Raw genomic sequence first — 22,126 nt, forward strand, 5'->3', positions numbered from 1 at the left:
AATCAAATCCGTCAAAATTCTCTAGTTTTGAATACGTTGGAAATCGATAAAAGAGTTTTCAAAATACATTCCTTTATCATGATATTCACATAAATATTGACGCTCTTTGCCTGCAAGCTTAATCAGTTTAGGAAGTTCGGTTGGTAAATTATTCACAGCTAAATCAATCAATATACGCTCTTTTACCCATCTATTTTTGACTTGATAAAAAAATGCATTTTGATCACAGTCAATCAAGGTAATACTTGGCATAGCGTGGCGTTGTATCACTTTCTGACAAGCAACATAAGCCACTAAATAATGTAGATTACCAATTTTTTGAAAAATATTTTTAGGATTCTTTTCATTTAAGCGAATATCTTCGATATATTTTTGCGGTGTCTGCTTAATTGCAAAATATAACTCATCAAACCATAATTTAAAAAATGGATTATTCGGCACACTTGCTAACAGCCAATTTTCAATAACAGGTGAATTTAAATTGGTTGTATTTCTTTGCCGATAAAATGCAAAAATTTCTGTTTTGGTTTCATCAACTAGATGTTGAATCCAGTCTAAATTTTCATATACCAAAATACTTGCATCTAACCATATTCCCCCATGGTTATAAATTAAATCAAAGCGTAATAAATCTGCTCTTTGTTGTGGTGTAGCCGATTGAACATCCGTCAAACAAAGCGCTGAATATTGGCATACATTTTCTGGATTAAGTAAAACAACTTGATAATTTTGATTTTTTTTACGAATATTATCAACGCACTTATTTACAAATTCAGGAAAATCACCTTCCCAATAAATCCAAATAACTTTTGGAATATCTACTTTTTTATCAACAGAATTAAATACTAATTTGCCAGCATAATTATTTACACAGGCATTTTTATTACGTATCTTATAAAAGTACATAAAATAAAATTTTGTTAAATAAAAGATTTTCTTAAAAATTTTCATCATAAAACTCAGTAGTACTTAAAACACTATACAATTATTGATAATGTTTAAAATCACCTTAAGCAATACTTGTTAGTTTAAACAAGTAGCCTATAAAATTGGCTCAAATTATCCAAAAACTAAATTGATATCATTTAAATAAAAATAGGGAGTGGACGTTAATTCAAAAAAATGAACAATAAACCCTGAATAAATACACACCTACTACCGCAGTAAAAATACATAAATTAACTCAATAATACATTAGTATTTATATTAATTTAGGGAGTTTTAAGTAATCAAAAGTATAATTTTCTTAACGCATACATCCGATCTCGCCACATACGCTTTTGTTTCTTAAAACCATAAGAAGCATCACGGTTTTCTTTCTCTTTTCGGGAAATTCCTTGTGTCGCAACTGTGCCTAAAATATCACTGTCTAAACCTGCGGGTTTAACAAAAGCAGGCCAAACGCCAAGCCCCTTACCATTTTTACTCAGCCAAGTTTGAAAGAAAATATCTACAGGCATGCTCATGATTTTACCTTGGGCAATAAAGGCTTCCGCACCCTTTCTAGACCAGATCAAACCTAAACCACGAATGGGAAAATAATAAGCGTGCCATAGCGTAAACTGATTTAACTTTACGATATCTTTTGCAAGTTTTTTCTTTTTAGCTGCTAAATTAATCAAATACCAATCTAAATCTTGATGTGTATCTAAATACGCTAAAACCTCATCCACAGATTTTTTAAAATCATCTGTTATTTTCATATCATCTTCTAATACAACAAGATAATCTGCATCAGTTTGTAGAAACTTTTCCGCACAACCATAATGACTTAAATAGCATCCCAACTCGGAATTCAGTAGACGTCGTCCTAGAGTTTGCTGTGCCAATTGATCATCATAATTTTCAAAAGATGAAAGTGCTTTACCACGACCATCATATGCAGCAAAACGCTCAAATGGCCAGTTTACCGCTTGTAATTGCGCAGTCGCTCGCTCAAGTCGTTCATCACTCCCTTCTAAATTAATAAGATAAGTTTCAACTTTCATGCGCTACTTCCAATTACTTACTTTTTAAGAGATTACAGATTGCGGCAAATAGCCCTGTAATTTTTCAACCATTGCACTTCGAACCAATTCAGCATGATCAACATCAAGCTGATCTAGGCTTTGAATACATCCATACTTAATATCATTCTGATTGAGTGCTTGAATGAATGACACAACACTTTCAGCATTTTTTAAATAAGCTAAAGCTAAATCAGGCTTTAATATGGCTTCATTTTTTTGAATTTTTAAATGATTCATCAATGAAATTGGGTTTAGTTGCTCTACACTTCTAAACTTATATTTGATTTGTGTTTCCAGCAAATCAGGATGCTTTAGAAGATAATCCGCTAATATTTTCCGATCAACACAATGTGGATAATGATGAATTTCAAAGAACTCTTTAAAACCTAAAATATCCGCTCCTAGCATTTGTGCAATCACATGACCAGGTTGAATCGGTTTATTAAAGTTTCGATTTAAAAACTTACGATATTTCAATTTTGTTTTATAACTAAAACAACTTTTCCAATGCCCATAAGTCACGATTTTATTCGATTCTAGAAAATCTGTTATATTCGCTTCGGCATTAAAGAAAAAATCATCATTTAAATAAATAAAATAGTCTGAAAGACCATTGATATTCCAAAGCATACTTTCAATAGATCGCGTATTGAACGTTGGTAGAAACTGCTCATAACCCGAAAAAATTTCACGATGATCTACGACCCGAATTTTATCTGCATCACATAATCCTTGCGAAACAAATTCATGTAAAAACTCAGGTTGTTGATTATCAGTCACCACATAAATATGGCGACAAAAGGGTACATATTTCAATATCGATGCTATGTTGTAATAAATTTCATCATTACTGGCAAACCGTGTATCACTGACAGCATCAGATGCATCTTCACCTGTCAGATATTGATGACGTTTCTGTTTTAACTCAACATCATTGCCATCAACCCAAGCAATTACGATATCAAGATTCTGCATCTCTATTGTTCTCAGATAGTATCAAATAAAATCAATGAATTACTGCCAAGCATCCTTAATCCAATCGGATGGCAATACATAGCGATACCACTTACCACCACCACCAGAAATCGCATCAGGTGGATTGATTTCACCATGGAAAATGATGATTTTAGCATCTTGTGGTTTTACAGGAGGTTTAAAGTACGCCAATGGCAACTTCTGTAAGCAATGATATTTATAACTCTTACACCAATCTTTTGGCCAATAGCTGAGCTTTTTCTGTTGGTCGACATACCAAGACAGATATTCTTGTTCATTTCTAAATTTATGACTGATTTCATCAAAATTTTCACGGAAATACGGCAAAATTTCAGGAAATGCACCTAATTTAAATCGATAAACTGAACTATTTCCAGTCACTCGCCAAGGACGCTTCCAATCATGAATAATTAAAAATTCACCTGGATAAGTAAAAAAATCATCGATATTGTCGACGATAACGACATCTAGATCTAAAAATAGCAAATTGCCCTTTAAACCGTATAAGTCTGGTTCAAAAGTAGACAGCTTATTCCAACCACGTTCAGGGCTTCCTTCAGGCAATGCCAATGATGGAATTGGAAAACATTGAACAGCTGGATCGATACCTTCTGTACGATCAGTCAAACATACCATTTTAAAATCAATGGTCGTATGTCGTTTGACCATATTGTAAAGTCGATTGACATATTCAGCACCATATTTGGTGCCCCACTTCATACATAAAACAATATTTTGTTCTGATTCTACTAAATTCGACTGTAAATTTGATTCATTGACCTGCATGCATCAATCTTCCACCTGAGCAATAGCCATATCATACCATTACCATCGCCAAGTTACTGTATCCGATTGCATAAGCTGAACAATTTGTTTCCTAAGAATATGTTATGATGCAGTCACAATCTAGACTGATGATGATCATTTTATTTTTCAATATTTCGATAAATCAGTTGTGACAGTTAATACTCTTTTGCAAGCACATTTTCTATACTGGGTTTTTATGAAAATAGCAGTCGCTGGAACAGGTTACGTTGGTTTATCCAATTCAATGATCTTTGCACAACATCACGACGTTGTTGCTCTAGATATTATTCAAGAAAAAGTTGATTTACTAAATAATAAAATATCGCCAATCCAAGATGCAGATATTTCAAATTTCCTAAAAGAAAAACCTTTAAATTTCAAAGCCACGACTAATCCTATCGAAGCCTATACTGGCGCTGATTTTGTCATTATTGCAACACCCACTGATTATGATACACGTACCAACTACTTTAATACGCAAAGTGTTGAAAGTGTTGTACAAAAAGTTTTGGAAATTAATCCAAATGCGGTGATGATTATTAAATCAACAGTGCCTGTCGGTTTTACTCAGAATTTAAAAGAAAAGTTCAATACCGAAAATATTATCTTCTCACCTGAATTTCTCAGAGAAGGTAAAGCATTGCATGATAATCTGTATCCTTCTCGCATTATCGTGGGTGAAAAATCACAACGTGCGCAACTTTTTGCGGATTTATTGATCGAAGGTGCGATCAAAAAAGACAGTCCTGTTTTATTTACAGACACTACTGAAGCGGAAGCGATTAAATTATTTGCCAATACTTATTTGGCTATGCGAGTCGCTTATTTTAATGAGCTAGATACCTATGCACAAATTTTTGGTCTAGATACCCAGCAAATCATTGAAGGTGTATGTTTAGACCAACGGATTGGTAATCATTATAATAATCCTTCGTTTGGATATGGTGGCTACTGTCTTCCAAAAGACACGAAACAGCTTTTAGCCAATTACAATCAAGTACCGAGTAATCTGATTCAAGCAATTGTTGATTCAAATAGCACACGTAAAGATTTTATTGCAGATTCCATCATTGCAAGGAACCCCAATACAGTTGGAATCTATCGTTTAGTCATGAAAAGTGGCTCAGACAACTTCAGAGCTTCAGCCATTCAAGGCGTGATGAAACGCATCAAAGCTAAAGGGATTGATGTCATTGTTTATGAACCAACTTTAAAAGAAGATGAGTTCTTTAAATCTAAAGTGGTGAATGATTTAGAGCAATTCAAACAACTTAGTGATGCCATCATTGCCAATCGTGTTTCCAATGATTTAAGTGATGTATTAGACAAAGTGTATACACGAGATATTTTCGGAGCAGATGAATGAAAGTTTTAGTTACAGGAGCAGCAGGTTTTATTGGATTCCATGTTGCCAAAAGACTTTTAGAACGTGGTGATGATGTTGTTGGTTTTGACAATGTCAACGATTACTACGATCCTGCATTGAAAGAAGCTCGTCTCAAAGTCCTTGCAGAAACGGCTGAACAAGTTCAACAGTCTTTTATCTTTATTCGAGCAAATCTTGCGGACAAAGCGATTGTTGATCAATGTTTTAAAGATCATCAGTTTGATCGAGTGATACATTTAGCTGCACAGGCAGGTGTGCGTTACTCACTTGAAAATCCTCTAAGCTATGTTGAAAGTAATCTGATTGGCTTTACCAATATTATTGAAGCGTGTCGTTACTCGAAAACACCACATCTTACATATGCAAGTACCAGTAGTGTTTATGGTGCGAATACGACTATGCCCTTTAGTGAGCAGCATGGCGTTAATCACCCTGTTCAATTCTATGCGGCAACCAAACGTGCCAATGAGTTGATGGCGCATAGTTATAGTCATTTATTCCAATTACCAACAACAGGATTACGTTTCTTTACTGTTTATGGTCCTTGGGGTCGTCCAGACATGGCTCTATTCAAATTCACTAAAAATATTATTCAAGATCAGCCAATTCCTGTTTTCAATCATGGCAATCATACCCGTGATTTCACCTTTATCTCCGATATCGTAGAAGGTGTAATCCGCTCAAGTGATCAAATTGCACAAGCAAACCCAAATTGGGATAGTAAAAATCCAGATCCATCGACCAGTAATGCACCATTCCGTATTTTTAATATTGGCAATAACAATCCTGTTAAATTAATTGAATATATTCATGCAATTGAGAAGGCTTTGGGTAAAGAAGCCATTTTAGATTTATTGCCATTACAAGCGGGTGATGTTCCTGACACCTTTGCCGATAGCACTGCTTTAGAACAAAGCGTCGCGTATAAACCATCGGTATCTGTAGAAGATGGGGTAAAACAGTTTGTTGATTGGTATCGTGATTTTTATAAGGTTTGATTTTTATCAAATTTTTAGTTTTTAAACTAAAAATTATTTAAGTTCAAAATCCGAAACTCAGCGAAATTTATCAATAAAAAAAGGATTCTAGTTGGAATCCTTTTTTTACATTCAACCGCTTATTTTACATAAGTTAGCCAATGTGCATATTTAGGGTCTTTGCCCTGAACAGCATCAAAGAATGCTTTTTGAATTTTTTCAGTAATCGGACCACGAGTACCTGAACCAATTTCACGATCATCATATTCACGAATTGGCGTCACTTCAGCTGCCGTACCCGTAAAGAATGCTTCATCTGCAATATAGAATTCATCACGCGTAATACGACGTTCAATCACTTCATAACCCAAATCTTTGGCGATAGTCATTACAGTTTGACGGGTAATCCCTTCTAATGCACCACCAGCTAAATCAGGTGTATGTAAGACACCATCTTTAATCAAGAATACGTTCTCACCCGCACCTTGACAAACAAAACCGTGAGGATCAAGCAACATCGCTTCATCATAACCCGAATGAACTACTTCTTGATGCGCTAGAATGGATACGGTGTAGTTACCCGATGCTTTTGCTTTACACATCGTCACGTTCGGATGATGGTGTGTAAATGATGAAGTTTTAACACGAATACCACGTGCCATTGCTTCATCACCAAGGTAAGCCCCCCAACTCCATGCAGCAACAGTTGCATGAATTGTATTATCCGTCGCAGCGATACCTAATTTTTCAGAACCAATAAAGATAATTGGACGTAAATAGCAAGAAGCCAGTTTATTTTCACGTACCACATCAATTTGAGCTTGCTCAAGCGTTGCTTGATCAAATGGAACTTTCATTTGATAAATTTTTGCAGAGTTTAGCAACCGTTTTGTATGGTCTTGAAGGCGGAAAATCGCGGTACCATTAGGCGTTTCATAAGCACGGACACCTTCAAAAACCCCCATACTATAATGTAATGTATGAGTTAAGACGTGAATTTTAGCCTCACGCCAATCAACCATTTGTCCATCTTGCCAAATAAAACCATCACGATCAGCCAAGTTCATGGCGCACACTCCAAATTTTTATACAATTATTCACTTTCCACAACGAAAGTCGCTGTTGGATCAATTAATCTTTGCCACAACTTGCAAACGACCTCTCGGGTATCTTGCCAATCCTTAGCATTGACTTGCATATTATGGTTTGCAAGTGCTAAACGATGGCTTTCGGCACGTTCACTGAGATAAGCTTGAATCAAAGCTGATGCATCATCACTGGATAAGCGATTTGCTTTTGCAGCGTCTTCTAGGATTCGTACATTGTCGGAATAATGGGCGAGATCTTGATTCGTCCCACTCCAGGCTAACACCATATACTGTGCCATAAATTCAATGTCAACGATACCACCTGCATCTTGTTTTAAATGAAAAATACCATCTTTTTTCTGTTCTTTTGATGAACCCAGATGATCTTTCATTTTCTGACGCATGTTCAATACTTCTAAGCGAACTGTTTCCTCTTCTCTGGGTAATGTGAGAATTCGACAACGTAATTCTTCAAACTTCGCTCTTAAACTCTGCTCGCCTGCAATGGAACGGGCACGAACAATCGCCTGATGTTCCCACAACCATGCATTTTTCAGTTGATACTGTTCAAAAGCTTTGAGGCTTGTAACCAATAAACCCGCCTCACCAGAAGGACGTAGACGCGTATCAATTTCATAAACCCGTCCATCTAAAGTCTGTGTTGTCATGAGTGATAGAAATTTTTGTGCAACCCGTATCGCAAACTCAAAACCACTAATCACTTTATGACCATCTGTATCAGCTTGCTCATCCATATAATGAATAAAAACAAGATCTAAATCAGAACCATAACCCAGCTCAATCCCCCCCACTTTGCCATAACCAATCACGGTATAGGCCATGTGATCCAATGAGCAACGTTTACCTTCAACATCTATAGGATAACCATGACGTTTCGCCACAGTTTGATAAGCGAGATTTAAAGTCGCATTCACCGAAACTTCTGCGATATCAGTCAATGCATCAGAGACCTTCATTAAAGGGCTTTCTGCCAGTACATCACTTGCAGCCACCGTCAGTACATTGGATTTTTTAAATAAACGTAATACCCGCATTTGATCTTCAACTTGATCAATTTCAATACGCAACAATTGCTGACGTAAAGAATCCTCTAAATCTTTACGTTTGGGCAATTCAAAATCCATCGATAAAAATTCATCCAGCAACACAGGATAATGCGTCAGTTCTTCGCAAATCCATGGGCTCACTGTTGCCATCTTAACCAAACGTTGCAATGCACCTTTACTCTCGATCAGCATGACCAAATACACGGTACGGCGCATCACAGACTCAACCAATGGCATCAAACGCATCAATGCAATTTGTGGTTTATCTGATTGTAAAATAGCTTCAATCAAATGAGGCCAAAACTCTTTAAGACGCTGTACCGCCTTGGCAGGAAGTTTTTTGATTGCATGTCCAAACCAAAACTCATGAATCAAATTCTTGGCATTATCATCCAATAGCGCATCAAGTTGCTGTTCTAACTGACTAAAACTTTCTGTTGGTGATTCAAGCCCTTTTTCTTTAATAAGATGTTCAAACTGATAAATGACTTTACTGCGTTTATGATTTAAAAATTCAGTAAAGCTTTCCCAGTCATCAAAGCCCAAAGTATCGGTGATGCGTTGGCGTAGCTCTGGTTCAGTTGGTAAAGACTGTGTCTGTTGATCATTTAAAGCTTGGATCGCATGTTCAACTCGACGTAAGAACAAATAGGCATCCTCAAGATCCAATACCGATTGATGATCCAACAAACCAACTTCGCCTAAATGCTGCAAACTGACTAAACACTGACGGTCTTGTAGTTCTAGTTTAGACCCACCATAGATCAGTTGAAAAACTTGGACAATGAATTCAACTTCACGAATTCCGCCTGCACCCAACTTAATATCATCTGCAATATTACGACGTGCCACTTCTCTTTCGATCATGGCCTTCATTTCACGCATTGCTTCAAAAGCGGTGTAATCTACATATTTACGGAAAACAAAAGGCCGTGTCATATCCAAAAGGTTTGCACCTTCTTCGCAACCTGAAACCACACGCGCTTTAATCCATGCATAACGTTCCCATTCACGCCCATGCTGACTTAAATATTTTTCTAAAGCGGCATGACTAATCGCAAGTGCAGAACCATCGCCCCAAGGACGTAAGCGCATATCCACACGGAAAACAAAACCATCTGCCGTAATATGCTCGAGCAGATAAATAATTTTTTGGCCCCAATGAATACAAAACTGTTGAACATCGATACATTTACGTCCATTGGTTTCACCTTGTTCATCAAAGGCAAAAATTAAATCAATATCACTAGATAAGTTAAGTTCTTGCGCACCCAACTTACCCATCGCAATCACGATCAAATCTTGAACCTGACCACTATATCCAATCGGTTCACCATGTTTGGCAATTAATGGAGCACGGGCAAAATCTTTTGCTACATTAATACTGGCATCGGCAAAATCGGAAAGCTCACGAGTCAAACTCACCACATCGGTAAGTTGATTGGCATCTTGCCAAATCCAGCGGAACATTAGCCGTGCACGTAAAATACGTAAGGTTTTCATCCAAACGATTTCATCTTGGATATTGGCCAATTCATCTTGCACCAACTGTTGTATTTGTTGTGTACTCAATGGCTGATGAAATTGGTCTATTGCATAATCTTGTTCTAAAGCAACTTGATGTAAACTTAATACTTGTTCTGCATACTGACTTGCATGTAATGTTTTTTGCAATTGTTCAGCGTTCATCGGGAAAGCTCATACGTCTATTTTCTCAGTTTATTTATAGCAGTTTGACTTCACTTTAGGGGAAGATTTTATATTTTTCTTAATATATAAAGTACACAAAACGAGCAAAGAGGATTGATTTACAACAGGTCTAGCTTGTTTGAAGCATTCGCTCAAGTTTGTTCAACTTGACTCGAGGATAAAGTTAAATGTGGTTCTTTTGCCATCGGTAATAAAACTTTAAATGTAGTTCCCTCACCTTTATTCGAACTGACCGAAATCTTGCCATGATTCAGATCCACAAAACGCTTACACAGCACTAAACCGAGTCCCGTTCCCTTTTCTCCTGTTGTCCCTTTCAAACTGACCTTAATTTTAGGTTCAAAAACTTGGTCTATTTGAGATTGTGTCATCCCAAGTCCCGAGTCTTTAATGGTAATTTCAATATTTTGCCCAAGACTTTTTGCTGTGACGCTGACTTTTCCTGTTCCATCGGTATGCGTAAACTTCAAAGCATTGGATACTAAGTTTTGAATAATCGATGTCACCATATTCATGTCGGCATAGACGGTCAAATCAGGTGGAACATCTTCTATCAGCTCAATATTTTTCTTCACTGCTAATGTATTTAACACCTCATAAACAATTCTAGAGGTTTGTTTTAATTTAAAATTAATCGGATGATATTCGAACCGCCCGCCCTCTGACATAGCCCAGTTGAGTAAATTTTCAAGTAAAGAATAGGTAGATTGCAAAGTCTCATATAAATAATTGGCAATATTTTGAACATTATCATCATCTAAAGTGTCACGCTCATTGGCAAGGACATCTGAAAAACCAATCAGCCCATGAAATGGCGCACGTAAATCATGTGCAATCACTTGAAAGAATTTTGTTTTACTAAAATTTAAGGCACGTTCTTGTTCGTACAATTCATAATAATCTTCAGATTCATAATTTCTTTGCAACGTTGCAACTAAAGCAGTCGTTAAGTCTTTTAATAAATCTAACTGTTTAGGGGTAAATTCTGATTGTTGCTGATCATAGAAATAAACATGAGCAACCGATTCCTGCATTTCAAACCGTAGGTCATAACACAATAGCCGAGTATGATCGATGCCTAAGTGGAACAAATGTGCAGATAGCGTTTCATAATGCGGATGTGCTGGCGTAATAACTAAATCATTTTCAAAACAAGCTGCAAAGTTTTTTTTATTTTGTACCAACAATGCTTGAAAGTCCGATGCCTCGGATGCAATCCACTTATAAGGTTCATTATGAAAAGTAAAAATGGCATTTTCGACATTTAAAATAGCTCGTGCAATGCGCATAAAGCGGGCAATTTTATTATCAGCAGTATAAACACCCAAGAGTAAAGACAACTTACATGCACTAAGCTGGTCTGTTTGATGAGCTTCTAAAAACTCTAATCCCATATTCACCTCATCTTTCCTTTTCAGTTAATGAAGTCACTTTTTTAAATAGCCCTAAGGTATAATGTCGCCTATCCTACCCTTCAAAAAATTAAAAAAAATTTAATCAACTTTTAGAACTTAAAATTTACAAAAAATCACACAAAACAATATAACAGTTATATTTGTAAATAAAACTAAATCTATTTAAATTTCGATAAAACTCATGCTTTAATTGTATCAATATAAATAAAGCTGTGACCGCTTATAAGTTTATCAATAGAAATACCAAACGAGTATCATTTCACTTTTATCGAATTTTCTAGTATTAAAATCTTCTTCTAAGGTCGAAATTGTCCAAATAAACAACATCAAGCTTAAAATTAGAAAACTTTATTTTATCATCGATCAATATGCTAAACATCTTCCCGATACAACTGACTAAATCTACTATTTATTGGTTTTATACTTATTCCAAAAAATTGTTATTTCCATACTAAAAGATCATCTTTCGCCCAAAATAATAGCCCGATTATAAATATGAATGATGTAGTATTTCCCAGCGAAATGTCGTTATCACAGAACTTACGTTGACTGGAATGCAATGAAGGCCGATACTCTTAGGGTTTATTTTTAGCAAATCGGTTCACAGGAGATGAGTAAAAATTCACTCCTAAAAACTCAATTCAACGTAAGGGGCTATATATGGCTGGTGGAAAGTCAACAATCATTTACACACTGACCGACGAGGCGCCATTGTTGGCGACTTACTCGCTGCTGCCGATCATTGAGACTTTTACTAAGCCGGCAGGTGTCGAAATCGTCAAAAGTGACATTTCCGTGGCCGCACGTGTACTCTCAGAATTCACAGATTACTTAACTGAACAGCAAAAAGTACCGAATAACCTTGCAGAACTTGGTCGTCTTACTCAAGATCCAGACACGAACATTATCAAACTGCCTAATATCAGTGCTTCAGTTGCACAGTTAACAGCGTGTATCAAAGAGCTTCAATCAAAAGGTTATGCAATTCCTGATTATCCGGAAAATCCTACAACTGATGAAGAGAAAGAAATCAAAGCACGTTATGGTAAATGCCTAGGTTCGGCAGTAAACCCAGTTTTACGTGAAGGTAACTCTGACCGTCGTGCACCTGCTGCAGTAAAAAACTATGCCAAGAAACATCCACATTCAATGAGCGAATGGAAACAGTGGTCACAGACTCACGTTTCGCACATGGAACAAGGTGATTTCTATCACGGCGAAAAGTCAATGACACTTGATCGTGCACGCAATGTAAAAATGGAACTGATCACGAAAAGTGGTGAGAGCATTATTTTAAAACCTAAAGTTGCATTGTTAGATGGTGAAGTCATCGATTCAATGTTCATGAGCAAAAAAGCGCTTTGCGATTTCTATGAAAAAGAGCTTGATGATTGCCGTGATGCAGGAATCTTATTTTCACTACACGTAAAAGCAACAATGATGAAAGTTTCACACCCGATCGTATTCGGTCACTGTGTGAAAATCTATTACAAAGAAGCCTTTGAAAAACATGGTAAGTTATTTGACGAACTAGGTATTAATGTCAATAACGGTATGGCAGGTCTTTACGAGAAGATTGCAACTTTACCAACCTCATTACGTGAAGAAATCATTGAAGACCTTCATGCATGTCAAGAACACCGTCCTGCATTAGCAATGGTGGATTCTGCAAAAGGCATTACTAACTTCCATTCACCAAATGATGTCATTGTGGATGCTTCTATGCCAGCCATGATCCGTGGCGGTGGTAAGATGTGGGGTGCGGACGGTAAGCAGTACGACTGTAAAGCTGTTATGCCAGAATCAACTTTCGCACGTATCTACCAAGAAATGATCAACTTCTGTAAGTGGAATGGTAATTTTGACCCACGCACTATGGGTACTGTTCCAAACGTTGGTCTGATGGCACAAAAAGCTGAAGAATACGGTTCACACGACAAAACTTTTGAGATCACAGAAGCGGGTGTTGCAAACATCACCGATCTTGAAACAGGTGAAGTGTTGATGTCTCAAAACGTTGAGGAAGGCGATATCTGGCGTATGTGTCAGGTTAAAGATGCTCCGATCCGTGACTGGGTAAAACTAGCTGTAACACGTGCGCGTAACTCGGGTATGCCAGCGATCTTCTGGCTTGATCCATACCGCCCACACGAAAATGAATTGATCAAAAAAGTACAAAAATACTTAAAAGATCATGATACCAGTGGTCTTGATATTCAAATCATGTCTCAAGTACGTGCAATGCGCTATACGCTTGAACGTGTAGCACGTGGCTTGGATACCATTTCAGTTACAGGTAACATTTTACGTGACTATCTAACAGACCTATTCCCAATCATGGAATTGGGTACTTCTGCAAAAATGTTGTCAATCGTTCCGTTAATGGCGGGCGGTGGTATGTACGAAACAGGTGCAGGTGGTTCAGCGCCTAAACACGTACAACAACTTGTAGAAGAAAACCATTTACGTTGGGATTCTTTAGGTGAGTTCTTGGCTTTGGCTGTTTCTTTGGAAGAATTAGGCCTTAAAGAAGACAATGCTCGTGCTAAGTTATTGGCGAAGACATTGGATCAAGCGACTGGTCAATTACTTGATAATGACAAGTCACCATCACGTCGTACAGGTGAATTAGACAACCGTGGTAGCCATTTCTATCTTGCGAAGTTCTGGGCTGAAGCACTGGCTGCGCAAAATGATGATGCTGAGTTGAAAGCTAAGTTTACCCCGCTTGCAAAAGCATTGGCTGAGAATGAAGATAAAATCATTGCAGAGCTTGCAGATGCTCAAGGCAAGCCAGCGGATATCGGCGGTTACTATGCAGTTGATCCAGCTAAAGTTGAAGCAGTCATGCGTCCAAGTGCAACGTTAAATGCAACTCTTGCAGCAGCTCAATAAGTTCAATACAGCACTGCTAAAATCAGTGTTGTAAATAGAAAGCCGATGTAAATGCATCGGCTTTTTTATTTTCATTATTTTGATGTATTGTTTTAAGCAGCAGATTCAACTAGCAACAATCAAACAGCGTTTAAAACTTTTAAAATATATCCTAAGCCCCACCCAATAATTAATTTAAGTCACTTAATGACTTGATATAACAAAATCTCAAATAAAAATGTGAATTCAGTTTGAGCCTATTTTAATTCAATTGGTCATAAAGTTTGTCGAATCCCTCTATGATATCAACACACAAGCAACAAAGTATGTAAAACTGTTGAAAGCTGGGTAGCGATAAACATTGAGCCAACTCATTTTGTCGTGATTCAAAGATGAGTTAAATGTCTATACTTTATTACAAATTCTGTATTACAAGGTCCTTATCTCAAATTCATTTTAGATACGCTTCATTATCTCATAACGTACAAATTTAAACTTTCTGCAGCACTATCTTTAGCATCATCCATTATTTTAGTAGATATGGCATAAACTATAACAAGGGAAAGTATCGGTAATTTTTTTCAAAAATATACTCCACTTCAAACATAAAATAACGCCATGTAGATGATTCATTTTTTATAGGTTACACTCAAGATACGACTCAAATTTCACTCAGTATTCTCACATCATAATAAAGCATTCGAATTACAAGTGGAGTTTTAATATCTAAACCTATTCCTAAATGCTAAAATTAAGTAGTATTTAGTTCTTATACATATAGCACACAACAAATAGTAAGAGGCATGACAATGCATATTCAACAAACTGATGATAATAAACACGGCTCTTTTATCATGTTCGACAATGATATTCAAATTGCAGAAATGGCTTATACTTGGGCTGGTGAGCAATTATTAATTATCGACCATACAGATGTAGATGAGAAATATAAAGGTCAAGGTCTTGGAAGAAAGCTTCTTGATGAACTGGTCGCTTTTGTTCGTTCTAAAAATGTAAAAGTCATTCCATTATGCCCTTTCTCCAAATCAGTCTTTGATAAGGATGCATCTATTCGTGATGTTTTACGCAGCTAATACCTTATTATACATTTAAATAAATTGTGTCAGGGCAGACGACCTAACACTGCCCTGACAGATTTTAGCTTTAGCAGAATTGCTAAAATTTTATCATTGGTTGTTTCTAAGCAGCTTTTATGGATGTTATTATTACTAATCTGGTTCAGCAAATCTCTTATTTGCGGCGAGATAAGACAAATACAGCACTGGAATAATAAAAAATACAACACTCCAAAAATCTAAATACACATATAAAAAAGCACCAACCACAAAGCCGCTTACAATACTAAAACTACGTAGTAATTTTTCTTGGTTATCTTGATACATCATCTCGCTTAATCAAATATTCTGAAAATCCGCAAGGTCATTTTTATTTGCTTATTATAGGAGATCTGTGGCTATTATTTATTCCAAAATATTGATCAAACGTTAAACGATAATTTTTCCTTCTTGCGAAGTAAGGATTAAGAATTGGGTTAGTTTTAAAAAGCAGTAAAAATAATGACCATTTAGAATATCTGATGATAATATAAATATAAAAATTAACAATTAATCTAAGAAAATTGAAAAATTTGAAGGTTTTAAAATACTTTTTTATTATAACTTATTGAAAAATAAGTGGTCCCGAGGGTCGGACTCGAACCGACACGTCATCGCTGACAGTGGATTTTGAGTCCACCGCGTCTACCAATTTCACCACCTCGGGAGAGGTTGTGTGCGTATAATAACGCGTTTAACTTTCTTGTCAACGACAAGTTTTTATATTTGATTAATTTTAAACCATATCTTGTTTTTTTGGATTATAAAGCATCAATTTCAGCCATTAATTTGAAAAAAGACTATACTAGTCAAAGTTTTTAAATTTTAAATGCCAAATACTCTCTACATGATGCAACTCTCTGATTTTAATTTTGACCTCCCAGATGAACTGATTGCGCGTTACCCGCTAGAAACGCGTAGTGCATCTCGCCTATTACATTTAAATGCTGATGGTTCTTACCAAGATCACCAGTTTACCGACATTCTCGACTTGTTTAATGAAGGTGATTTAATCATTTTGAATGATACTAAGGTCATGAAAGCTCGACTCAAAGGTAAACGTGCTTCTGGTGGTGCAATTGAGGTTTTAGTTGAACGTATTTTCGACCAAACTATTGCCCATTGTCACATCAAAGCCAGTAACTCTCCCAAAGCAGGAGCTGAACTTTTGATTGGCCCTGATGAAGTTAAAGTAACTGTCACAGGTCGTCATGAAAATTTATATATTGTTGAATTTTCACAGCCGATTTTAAAAGTATTGGATATGTACGGTCAGCTTCCTATTCCGCCCTATTTTAATCGTGAAGCTGAAGATATTGATACCAAACGCTATCAAACGGTATTTAATGATCCAAATAAATTGGCGAGCGTTGCAGCACCGACTGCAAGCTTACATTTCGATGAAGCTTTATTAGAAAAACTAGAACAAAACAATATTCAAAAAGCTTTTGTTACTCTACATGTTGGTGCGGGTACTTTTTTACCTGTGCGCACAGACAATATTGAAAATCACATCATGCATAGTGAATGGTGTGACGTACCCGAAGAAACAGTAAAACTCATCCAAGAAACCAAAGCACGTGGTAATAAAGTGATTGCTGTGGGTACAACAGCAACACGTGCTTTAGAAAGCGCAGCCCAAGCTTGTGGTGGGAAAATTGGAGCGTGGACTGGAGATACGCAAATTTTTATTTATCCAGGTTATCAATTCTGCGTGGTTGATCGTTTAATTACCAACTTCCACTTACCTGAATCGACATTGTTAATGTTAGTTTCAGCACTTTCAAATCGTGATTACATCTTAAATGCCTATCAACATGCCGTAGAAAGTCAATATCGCTTCTTCAGTTATGGTGATGCCATGCTAATTGAGAATGCTAACTAAATCAGGTTAATATTAGGAGTGAGGCGTTATATAAATATAATGCCTTCTCTTAAAAGTCTTATCATTAAATTTATTACATCATCATTCAACTAGAACATATTAAAATAATCTCTTTTCAGTTATCTTTGATGTGCCAATCACAGCTCAATATTAATCTCCACGATTCAAATAACTTCTTTTTAGATTCTTATATGCCTATAGAAACTGTTGAACGACTGCTCCATATTCGAACCAAGAAAAATCAGCAGGTGATGCGAAATATTGCTCGTCTTTGGGAAATTGGTCAAAAGGCTCAGTCAGTTCAAGATATTTTAGATGGACTACACCCGTGGGGCGAAAATAAAGAATTATATTTTCACAACCTCATCCCTCGGTTTTTATTTATTTGTGGTATATCCATAGCCTTATTTGGGTTGCTGATTCATCACTATATTCCCTATCCACTGAGTTTTTTGGCAGGTCTATTGTGTTGCTTTGTAGCGTATTTAATTTATGAAGAACGTGGCCCAATTGATGATGTTATCTACTTTCTAGAACAGCGCATCATGCGGTTACGTTATGACTTAGATTACAACAAAACACCCAAGCATATTTCAACAACAAGCAATACTTTATTGGTGATGAGTAAGCTCAAACAAAATTTTCCTTTCTTCTCTCAAGGCAATCTGTCAAATGAAATAGAACAGTTTGCTTCGACAACATGGTTTGATGGAGAACAAGAGCATCATGTTATGCTTTTCCATTATCATTATGTAGATGAGTATTCACTTCCAAATCGTCATGGTGAAAAACAGAAAATCAGGGAAATACATAAAAATCAATGGGGTGCTTTTGTATTTCAAATGCCTGCACTCGGATTTGCTGCTAGCAATAAACATGATGAATTTATCGCACCTTATACTCAAGTTTGGAAAACCAGTGATATTTTAGTGAATCAAAAGTTACACATTTTTGGTTTAGACCAACATCAACTTGCACGAACAATCAGCCCAAGTATTACACTAAAGCTGAGTGATTTTTTTCAACACTATTCAGGTGATATTGTTTATCATTTTGAGGAAAATATGTTGTGTTATATGGGAGATCAGAACCTCTTTAATATTTCACGTCAGAAACAAAATTTAAATGACATTTCACGTCTAAGAGGACATTTAAGAACTTTAACCATGCCTGAATATGAAAAATTCAAACAATACATGTTAAACTTAATTTAATAATTTATAAGGAATAATCAAAATGGGGCTAATCATATTTATTGGAATTTTCATCATTCTTATCGTGTGGGGAGTTCTGATTCGAAACAATATCGTGCGCTATTTCAACGCGACTAAACGTGCATGGGCAGAAGTTGCCAATTTTGAACGTCAAAAAGTAAAAACATTAGAAAACTTAGAGCAAACTTTAGCGCAATATACTCAATTTGAAAAATCAACCTTAGAAAAAGTGACAGAACTACGCCAACAAATTTTAAATTTAAACTTGAACAATACAGATGTTTCTCAACTTCAACACATTGAAAAATTAAACCAAGATTTAATGAAAAGTTTGAATGTTGTGGTCGAAAATTATCCTGAACTTAAAGCTGACGCTTTGTACGGAAAAATGATGGATGATATTCAAGAACAGAATGAAAATGTGGGAGCAGCCATCACGATTTTTAACCGCAATGTTGAAGAATTTAACAACACCATTGAAATATTTCCGAACAATATGATCAATACGATCACATTAGCCAAGAAATCAATTCGTCCATTCTCTGATCATGTTGTTACACAGAATTTTGATTATAAACCAAATTTCTAATCTCTCAGTGCATCTTTCGTTGATTGTAAAAAATATCTGTTCTGTGCAAGTTTAAGTGGCAGAACAGAATAGTGAACACAGTTTATTGAACCTAATTTTAAAGAAAAGCTGAATAAAAACCCCATAATAGTGTTTTTTATTCAACAAATTTAATATAAAATGCAAACTTAATCACAATTAAAACTTTATTGTTTTTGTCATTTGACTATTTTTAAATTTCGACCAAAACAATCTTAAAGCAATATCGCTTGTGATTTAAGCCTTTGATGATAACAATCGCCTGAAATTTATATTGATTATAAGTGCAATGAATACAAATGATGGGGAAAGCTTTGTTATTTTCAAAAGAATGCTAAGCAATACAAAAGTCATTTATTTACATACTTTTCAACTGCTTCTATTTCTTTAAGCTTGTGTAAATAGACTGAGGGTCAATAAAAATTTGATCTTATTTAAAAAAATGAAAATGTTTAATCATGTAGAGATGGCGATGTCTAACCACGTAGAAAAACAGCAAATCCTGCTTAAAACATTGATTATTGATGCTTTTCAGCAATTTTATTATCGTTATAAAAAACACGCACTTTATGCCTTTGTTATTGAAGTCGATGAAAATTCAACACTACAAAGCTTTTTAGTCTCTACAGAAGCTTCTATTTTTAGTGATGTTGAAAATAAACAACAATATTTGCTGGAACAAGACAAGTGGAATCTAAGCAAATGGAAATATCGCGATAAAATAAGCGAAGAAAACAAACAGATACTCAATAAAGATCATCATTTTTCAGAGCAGGATTCCGTTATCTCTCTTATATTTCAAGACATTTACCCACAGCAAGATCAGCAAGAAAAACTCAATTTTTACTTAGATGTGTTTACACAAGCGATTGTTTATTTAACTAAAATTTATAATTTGGATCGTTCTCAGATTATTTTCTTGATGAACGTAAAAAATCAACAAAATGTCATCTTGGAGACGGCTCAAGAGCTCAACCCGCCATCCTCATTATTATTTGAATTTATTGCAGATTCTAAAATTCAAGCTAAAGTGAAAGACCAACTTCCAATTAAGCTCAATCAAGCAGATAAAGATCTACTCATCGATTTAGCGCAAATCGTAGAAATGGTTGAACCTTTCGATTCCTTATTTGTCGCCCATCAGGCTTATTTACTCACATTCGAATCCGAATTTAAGGAAGCAAATCTTCATATTCAAAATTTAATTCGACATATTTCAACAATAGACAACCATGACTTTGCACTAAGTAAAGAAGACATTATCGAAAGAATTCATTATTTTTATAAAATATAAAATAGCATCCCGTTTTTTACTGATACTTTTACGAGTTGCCTTTAGATATTGCAATGACATACAGTAAAAACCCTGAGTATCAAGAAAATAAAACGCAACGTAACTTCTGAAACGATTATGAAGTTTTCATTATTGATTTTATTGATTGTTGATTCTACTAGGATTGGTCACTTCTTTAGAAAATATAATTAGATCTAATAATACAAAGATTTAATCAAAAATAAGACAACAAATAGCGTGAGCAACCGCTTACTTTATTTGTTTTAAAGATAGAAAAATAAACGAGTTCATTCACATGGTCTTTTCAAGCTTACAGGGTAATCACTTTGCTTTAAATTCATAAAAAATAATCCATACAATTCAAACCCAGTTTTAAAAATTTAAACATAATCAAAAACAACATGACTGGTATTCGACCACAAAATCAGGGAAAATAGCCTCCTTTTGCTATTATCAATCAGCGGACTGTTTTTCCGCCAGATTTAGGTCATTTATGAAGTTTGAAAAATTAGGTCAGTCGGGGCGCGCCCGTCGTGGTCGTTTAACTTTAGAACATGGTGTGATTGAAACACCTGTTTTCATGCCTGTCGGTACTTACGGTACGGTTAAAGGTATGCTTCCTCGCGATATTGAAGATATCAAAGCACAAATTATTTTAGGTAATACCTTTCATCTTTATTTAAGACCCGGTTTAGACGTTATTCGTGAACATGGTGGCTTACATGAGTTTATGAAATGGGGCAAACCGATTCTCACCGATTCAGGTGGTTTCCAAGTCTTCAGTTTAGGCGCAATGCGTAAAATCAAAGAAGAAGGTGTAACCTTCCGTTCGCCGATTGATGGTTCAAAAGTTTTCTTATCGCCTGAAATTTCAATGGATATTCAGCATACATTGAACTCAGATATCGTCATGATTTTTGATGAATGTACGCCTTATCCTGCGACCCATGAAGAAGCTCAAAAATCATTGCAGCTTTCTTTGCGCTGGGCTAAACGTTGTAAAACGCAACATCACGATGTACTGAAAAATAAAAATGCCCTGTTTGGTATCATTCAAGGCGGTATGTATGAAGACCTACGTGAAGAGTCTTTGAATGGTTTAAAAGAAATTGATTTTGATGGTTTTGCGATTGGTGGTTTATCCGTCGGTGAACCTAAAGAAGAAATGATCAAAGTTTTAGATTATCTTCCTGCAAAAATGCCTGAAGATAAACCACGTTATTTAATGGGTGTAGGTAAACCTGAAGATATCGTGGAAGCGATTCGTCGTGGTGTCGATATGTTTGACTGTGTCATGCCGACTCGAAATGCACGAAATGGACATTACTTTGTAACCGATGGCTTGGTCCGTATTCGTAACAGCCAATATCGTCATGATCAACGTCCATTAGACCCACATTGTGATTGTTATACCTGTACTAACTTTACCCGTGCTTATTTATTCCACTTAGAAAAATGTGGAGAAATGCTCGCTTCAATGTTAGGTACAATCCATAACTTACGCTATTACCAACGTTTTACCCAAGATATTCGTGATGCATTAGACAATGGAACTTTCGATGAATACGTTGCAGATTTCTATCAACGTCGTGGTTTAGAAGTTCCGCCTTGTCCTGAGAACTAATGCCCCAATATAAATCTGCATTGAAGATTAATTCAACAGTATTTGCGCTGAACTCCA

The 22,126-nt window shown here is 35.9% G+C and carries 16 protein-coding genes, 1 tRNA gene and 1 pseudogene; 9 read left to right on the plus strand and 9 right to left on the minus strand.

What is annotated here, in order from left to right; all coding sequences use genetic code 11:
• Positions 1-21 precede the first annotated feature (21 nt).
• The 4 genes from D7V20_RS04590 to D7V20_RS04605 form a co-directional block, all read right to left on the minus strand.
• Entirely contained in the window at positions 22-951 is a 930-nt protein-coding gene (locus D7V20_RS04590; RefSeq protein WP_120383156.1) for a glycosyltransferase family 32 protein, read from the minus strand.
• A 278-nt stretch (positions 952-1,229) separates the two neighbouring features.
• Positions 1,230-1,988, minus strand: a complete 759-nt coding sequence (locus tag D7V20_RS04595; RefSeq protein WP_120383157.1) for a glycosyltransferase family 25 protein — start codon at positions 1,986-1,988, stop codon at positions 1,230-1,232.
• Positions 1,989-2,012: 24 nt separating this feature from the next.
• Entirely contained in the window at positions 2,013-2,984 is a 972-nt protein-coding gene (locus D7V20_RS04600) for a Stealth CR1 domain-containing protein (RefSeq protein WP_120383158.1), read from the minus strand.
• Between the two features lie 39 nt (positions 2,985-3,023).
• A complete protein-coding gene (locus tag D7V20_RS04605) occupies positions 3,024-3,791 on the minus strand; it encodes a glycosyltransferase (protein WP_120383159.1) in 768 nt (255 codons plus the stop codon).
• A gap of 217 nt (positions 3,792-4,008) precedes the next feature.
• Between D7V20_RS04605 and D7V20_RS04610 the strand changes: the two genes are divergently transcribed.
• On the plus strand, positions 4,009-5,178 hold the full coding sequence (locus tag D7V20_RS04610; protein WP_120383160.1) for a nucleotide sugar dehydrogenase: 1,170 nt from the start codon (positions 4,009-4,011) through the stop codon (positions 5,176-5,178).
• Positions 5,175-6,197 (plus strand): NAD-dependent epimerase, encoded by a 1,023-nt coding sequence (locus D7V20_RS04615; RefSeq protein ID WP_120383161.1) that lies wholly within the window; start codon positions 5,175-5,177, stop codon positions 6,195-6,197. The genes D7V20_RS04610 and D7V20_RS04615 overlap by 4 nt, the downstream gene beginning before the upstream one ends.
• Before the next feature lie 119 nt (positions 6,198-6,316).
• Here D7V20_RS04615 and D7V20_RS04620 read toward each other — a convergent pair whose 3' ends face one another.
• The 3 genes from D7V20_RS04620 to D7V20_RS04630 all read right to left on the minus strand — a co-directional run bounded on the left by D7V20_RS04620 (position 6,317) and on the right by D7V20_RS04630 (position 11,435).
• Positions 6,317-7,243, minus strand: a complete 927-nt coding sequence (locus D7V20_RS04620) for a branched-chain amino acid transaminase (protein WP_120383162.1) — start codon at positions 7,241-7,243, stop codon at positions 6,317-6,319.
• 26 nt (positions 7,244-7,269) lie between these two features.
• Positions 7,270-10,020, minus strand: a complete 2,751-nt coding sequence (gene glnE, locus D7V20_RS04625; RefSeq protein ID WP_120383163.1) for a bifunctional [glutamate--ammonia ligase]-adenylyl-L-tyrosine phosphorylase/[glutamate--ammonia-ligase] adenylyltransferase — start codon at positions 10,018-10,020, stop codon at positions 7,270-7,272.
• 152 nt (positions 10,021-10,172) lie between these two features.
• Positions 10,173-11,435, minus strand: a complete 1,263-nt coding sequence (locus D7V20_RS04630) for a sensor histidine kinase (RefSeq protein ID WP_120383164.1) — start codon at positions 11,433-11,435, stop codon at positions 10,173-10,175.
• 681 nt (positions 11,436-12,116) lie between these two features.
• Between D7V20_RS04630 and D7V20_RS04635 the strand changes: the two genes are divergently transcribed.
• Positions 12,117-14,351, plus strand: a complete 2,235-nt coding sequence (locus tag D7V20_RS04635) for an NADP-dependent isocitrate dehydrogenase (protein WP_120383165.1) — start codon at positions 12,117-12,119, stop codon at positions 14,349-14,351.
• 788 nt (positions 14,352-15,139) lie between these two features.
• Positions 15,140-15,424, plus strand: coding sequence for a GNAT family N-acetyltransferase (locus D7V20_RS04640; protein ID WP_120383166.1), 285 nt, complete (start codon positions 15,140-15,142; stop codon positions 15,422-15,424).
• Between the two features lie 135 nt (positions 15,425-15,559).
• Here D7V20_RS04640 and D7V20_RS04645 read toward each other — a convergent pair.
• Both D7V20_RS04645 and D7V20_RS04650 read right to left on the minus strand, forming a co-directional pair.
• A pseudogene (locus D7V20_RS04645) lies at positions 15,560-15,721 on the minus strand (YoaK family protein); the annotation flags it as partial.
• A gap of 304 nt (positions 15,722-16,025) precedes the next feature.
• Positions 16,026-16,112 (minus strand) — tRNA-Leu (locus D7V20_RS04650).
• A 183-nt stretch (positions 16,113-16,295) separates the two neighbouring features.
• Here D7V20_RS04650 and queA point away from each other — a divergent pair.
• The 5 genes from queA (at position 16,296) to tgt (ending at position 22,069) form a co-directional block, all read left to right on the plus strand.
• Positions 16,296-17,330, plus strand: coding sequence for a tRNA preQ1(34) S-adenosylmethionine ribosyltransferase-isomerase QueA (gene queA / locus D7V20_RS04655; protein WP_120383222.1), 1,035 nt, complete (start codon positions 16,296-16,298; stop codon positions 17,328-17,330).
• Between the two features lie 191 nt (positions 17,331-17,521).
• A complete protein-coding gene (locus tag D7V20_RS04660) occupies positions 17,522-18,544 on the plus strand; it encodes a hypothetical protein (RefSeq protein ID WP_120383167.1) in 1,023 nt (340 codons plus the stop codon).
• A gap of 22 nt (positions 18,545-18,566) precedes the next feature.
• Positions 18,567-19,133 (plus strand): LemA family protein, encoded by a 567-nt coding sequence (locus D7V20_RS04665; protein ID WP_120383168.1) that lies wholly within the window; start codon positions 18,567-18,569, stop codon positions 19,131-19,133.
• Positions 19,134-19,623: 490 nt separating this feature from the next.
• Positions 19,624-20,445 (plus strand): DUF4303 domain-containing protein, encoded by an 822-nt coding sequence (locus D7V20_RS04670; RefSeq protein WP_171407761.1) that lies wholly within the window; start codon positions 19,624-19,626, stop codon positions 20,443-20,445.
• Between the two features lie 493 nt (positions 20,446-20,938).
• Entirely contained in the window at positions 20,939-22,069 is a 1,131-nt protein-coding gene (gene tgt, locus D7V20_RS04675; protein ID WP_120383170.1) for a tRNA guanosine(34) transglycosylase Tgt, read from the plus strand.
• The last annotated feature ends 57 nt before the right edge of the window (positions 22,070-22,126 follow it).

It is taken from the genome of Acinetobacter rongchengensis (genome assembly GCF_003611475.1).
Classification (GTDB): Bacteria; Pseudomonadota; Gammaproteobacteria; order Pseudomonadales; family Moraxellaceae; genus Acinetobacter; species Acinetobacter rongchengensis.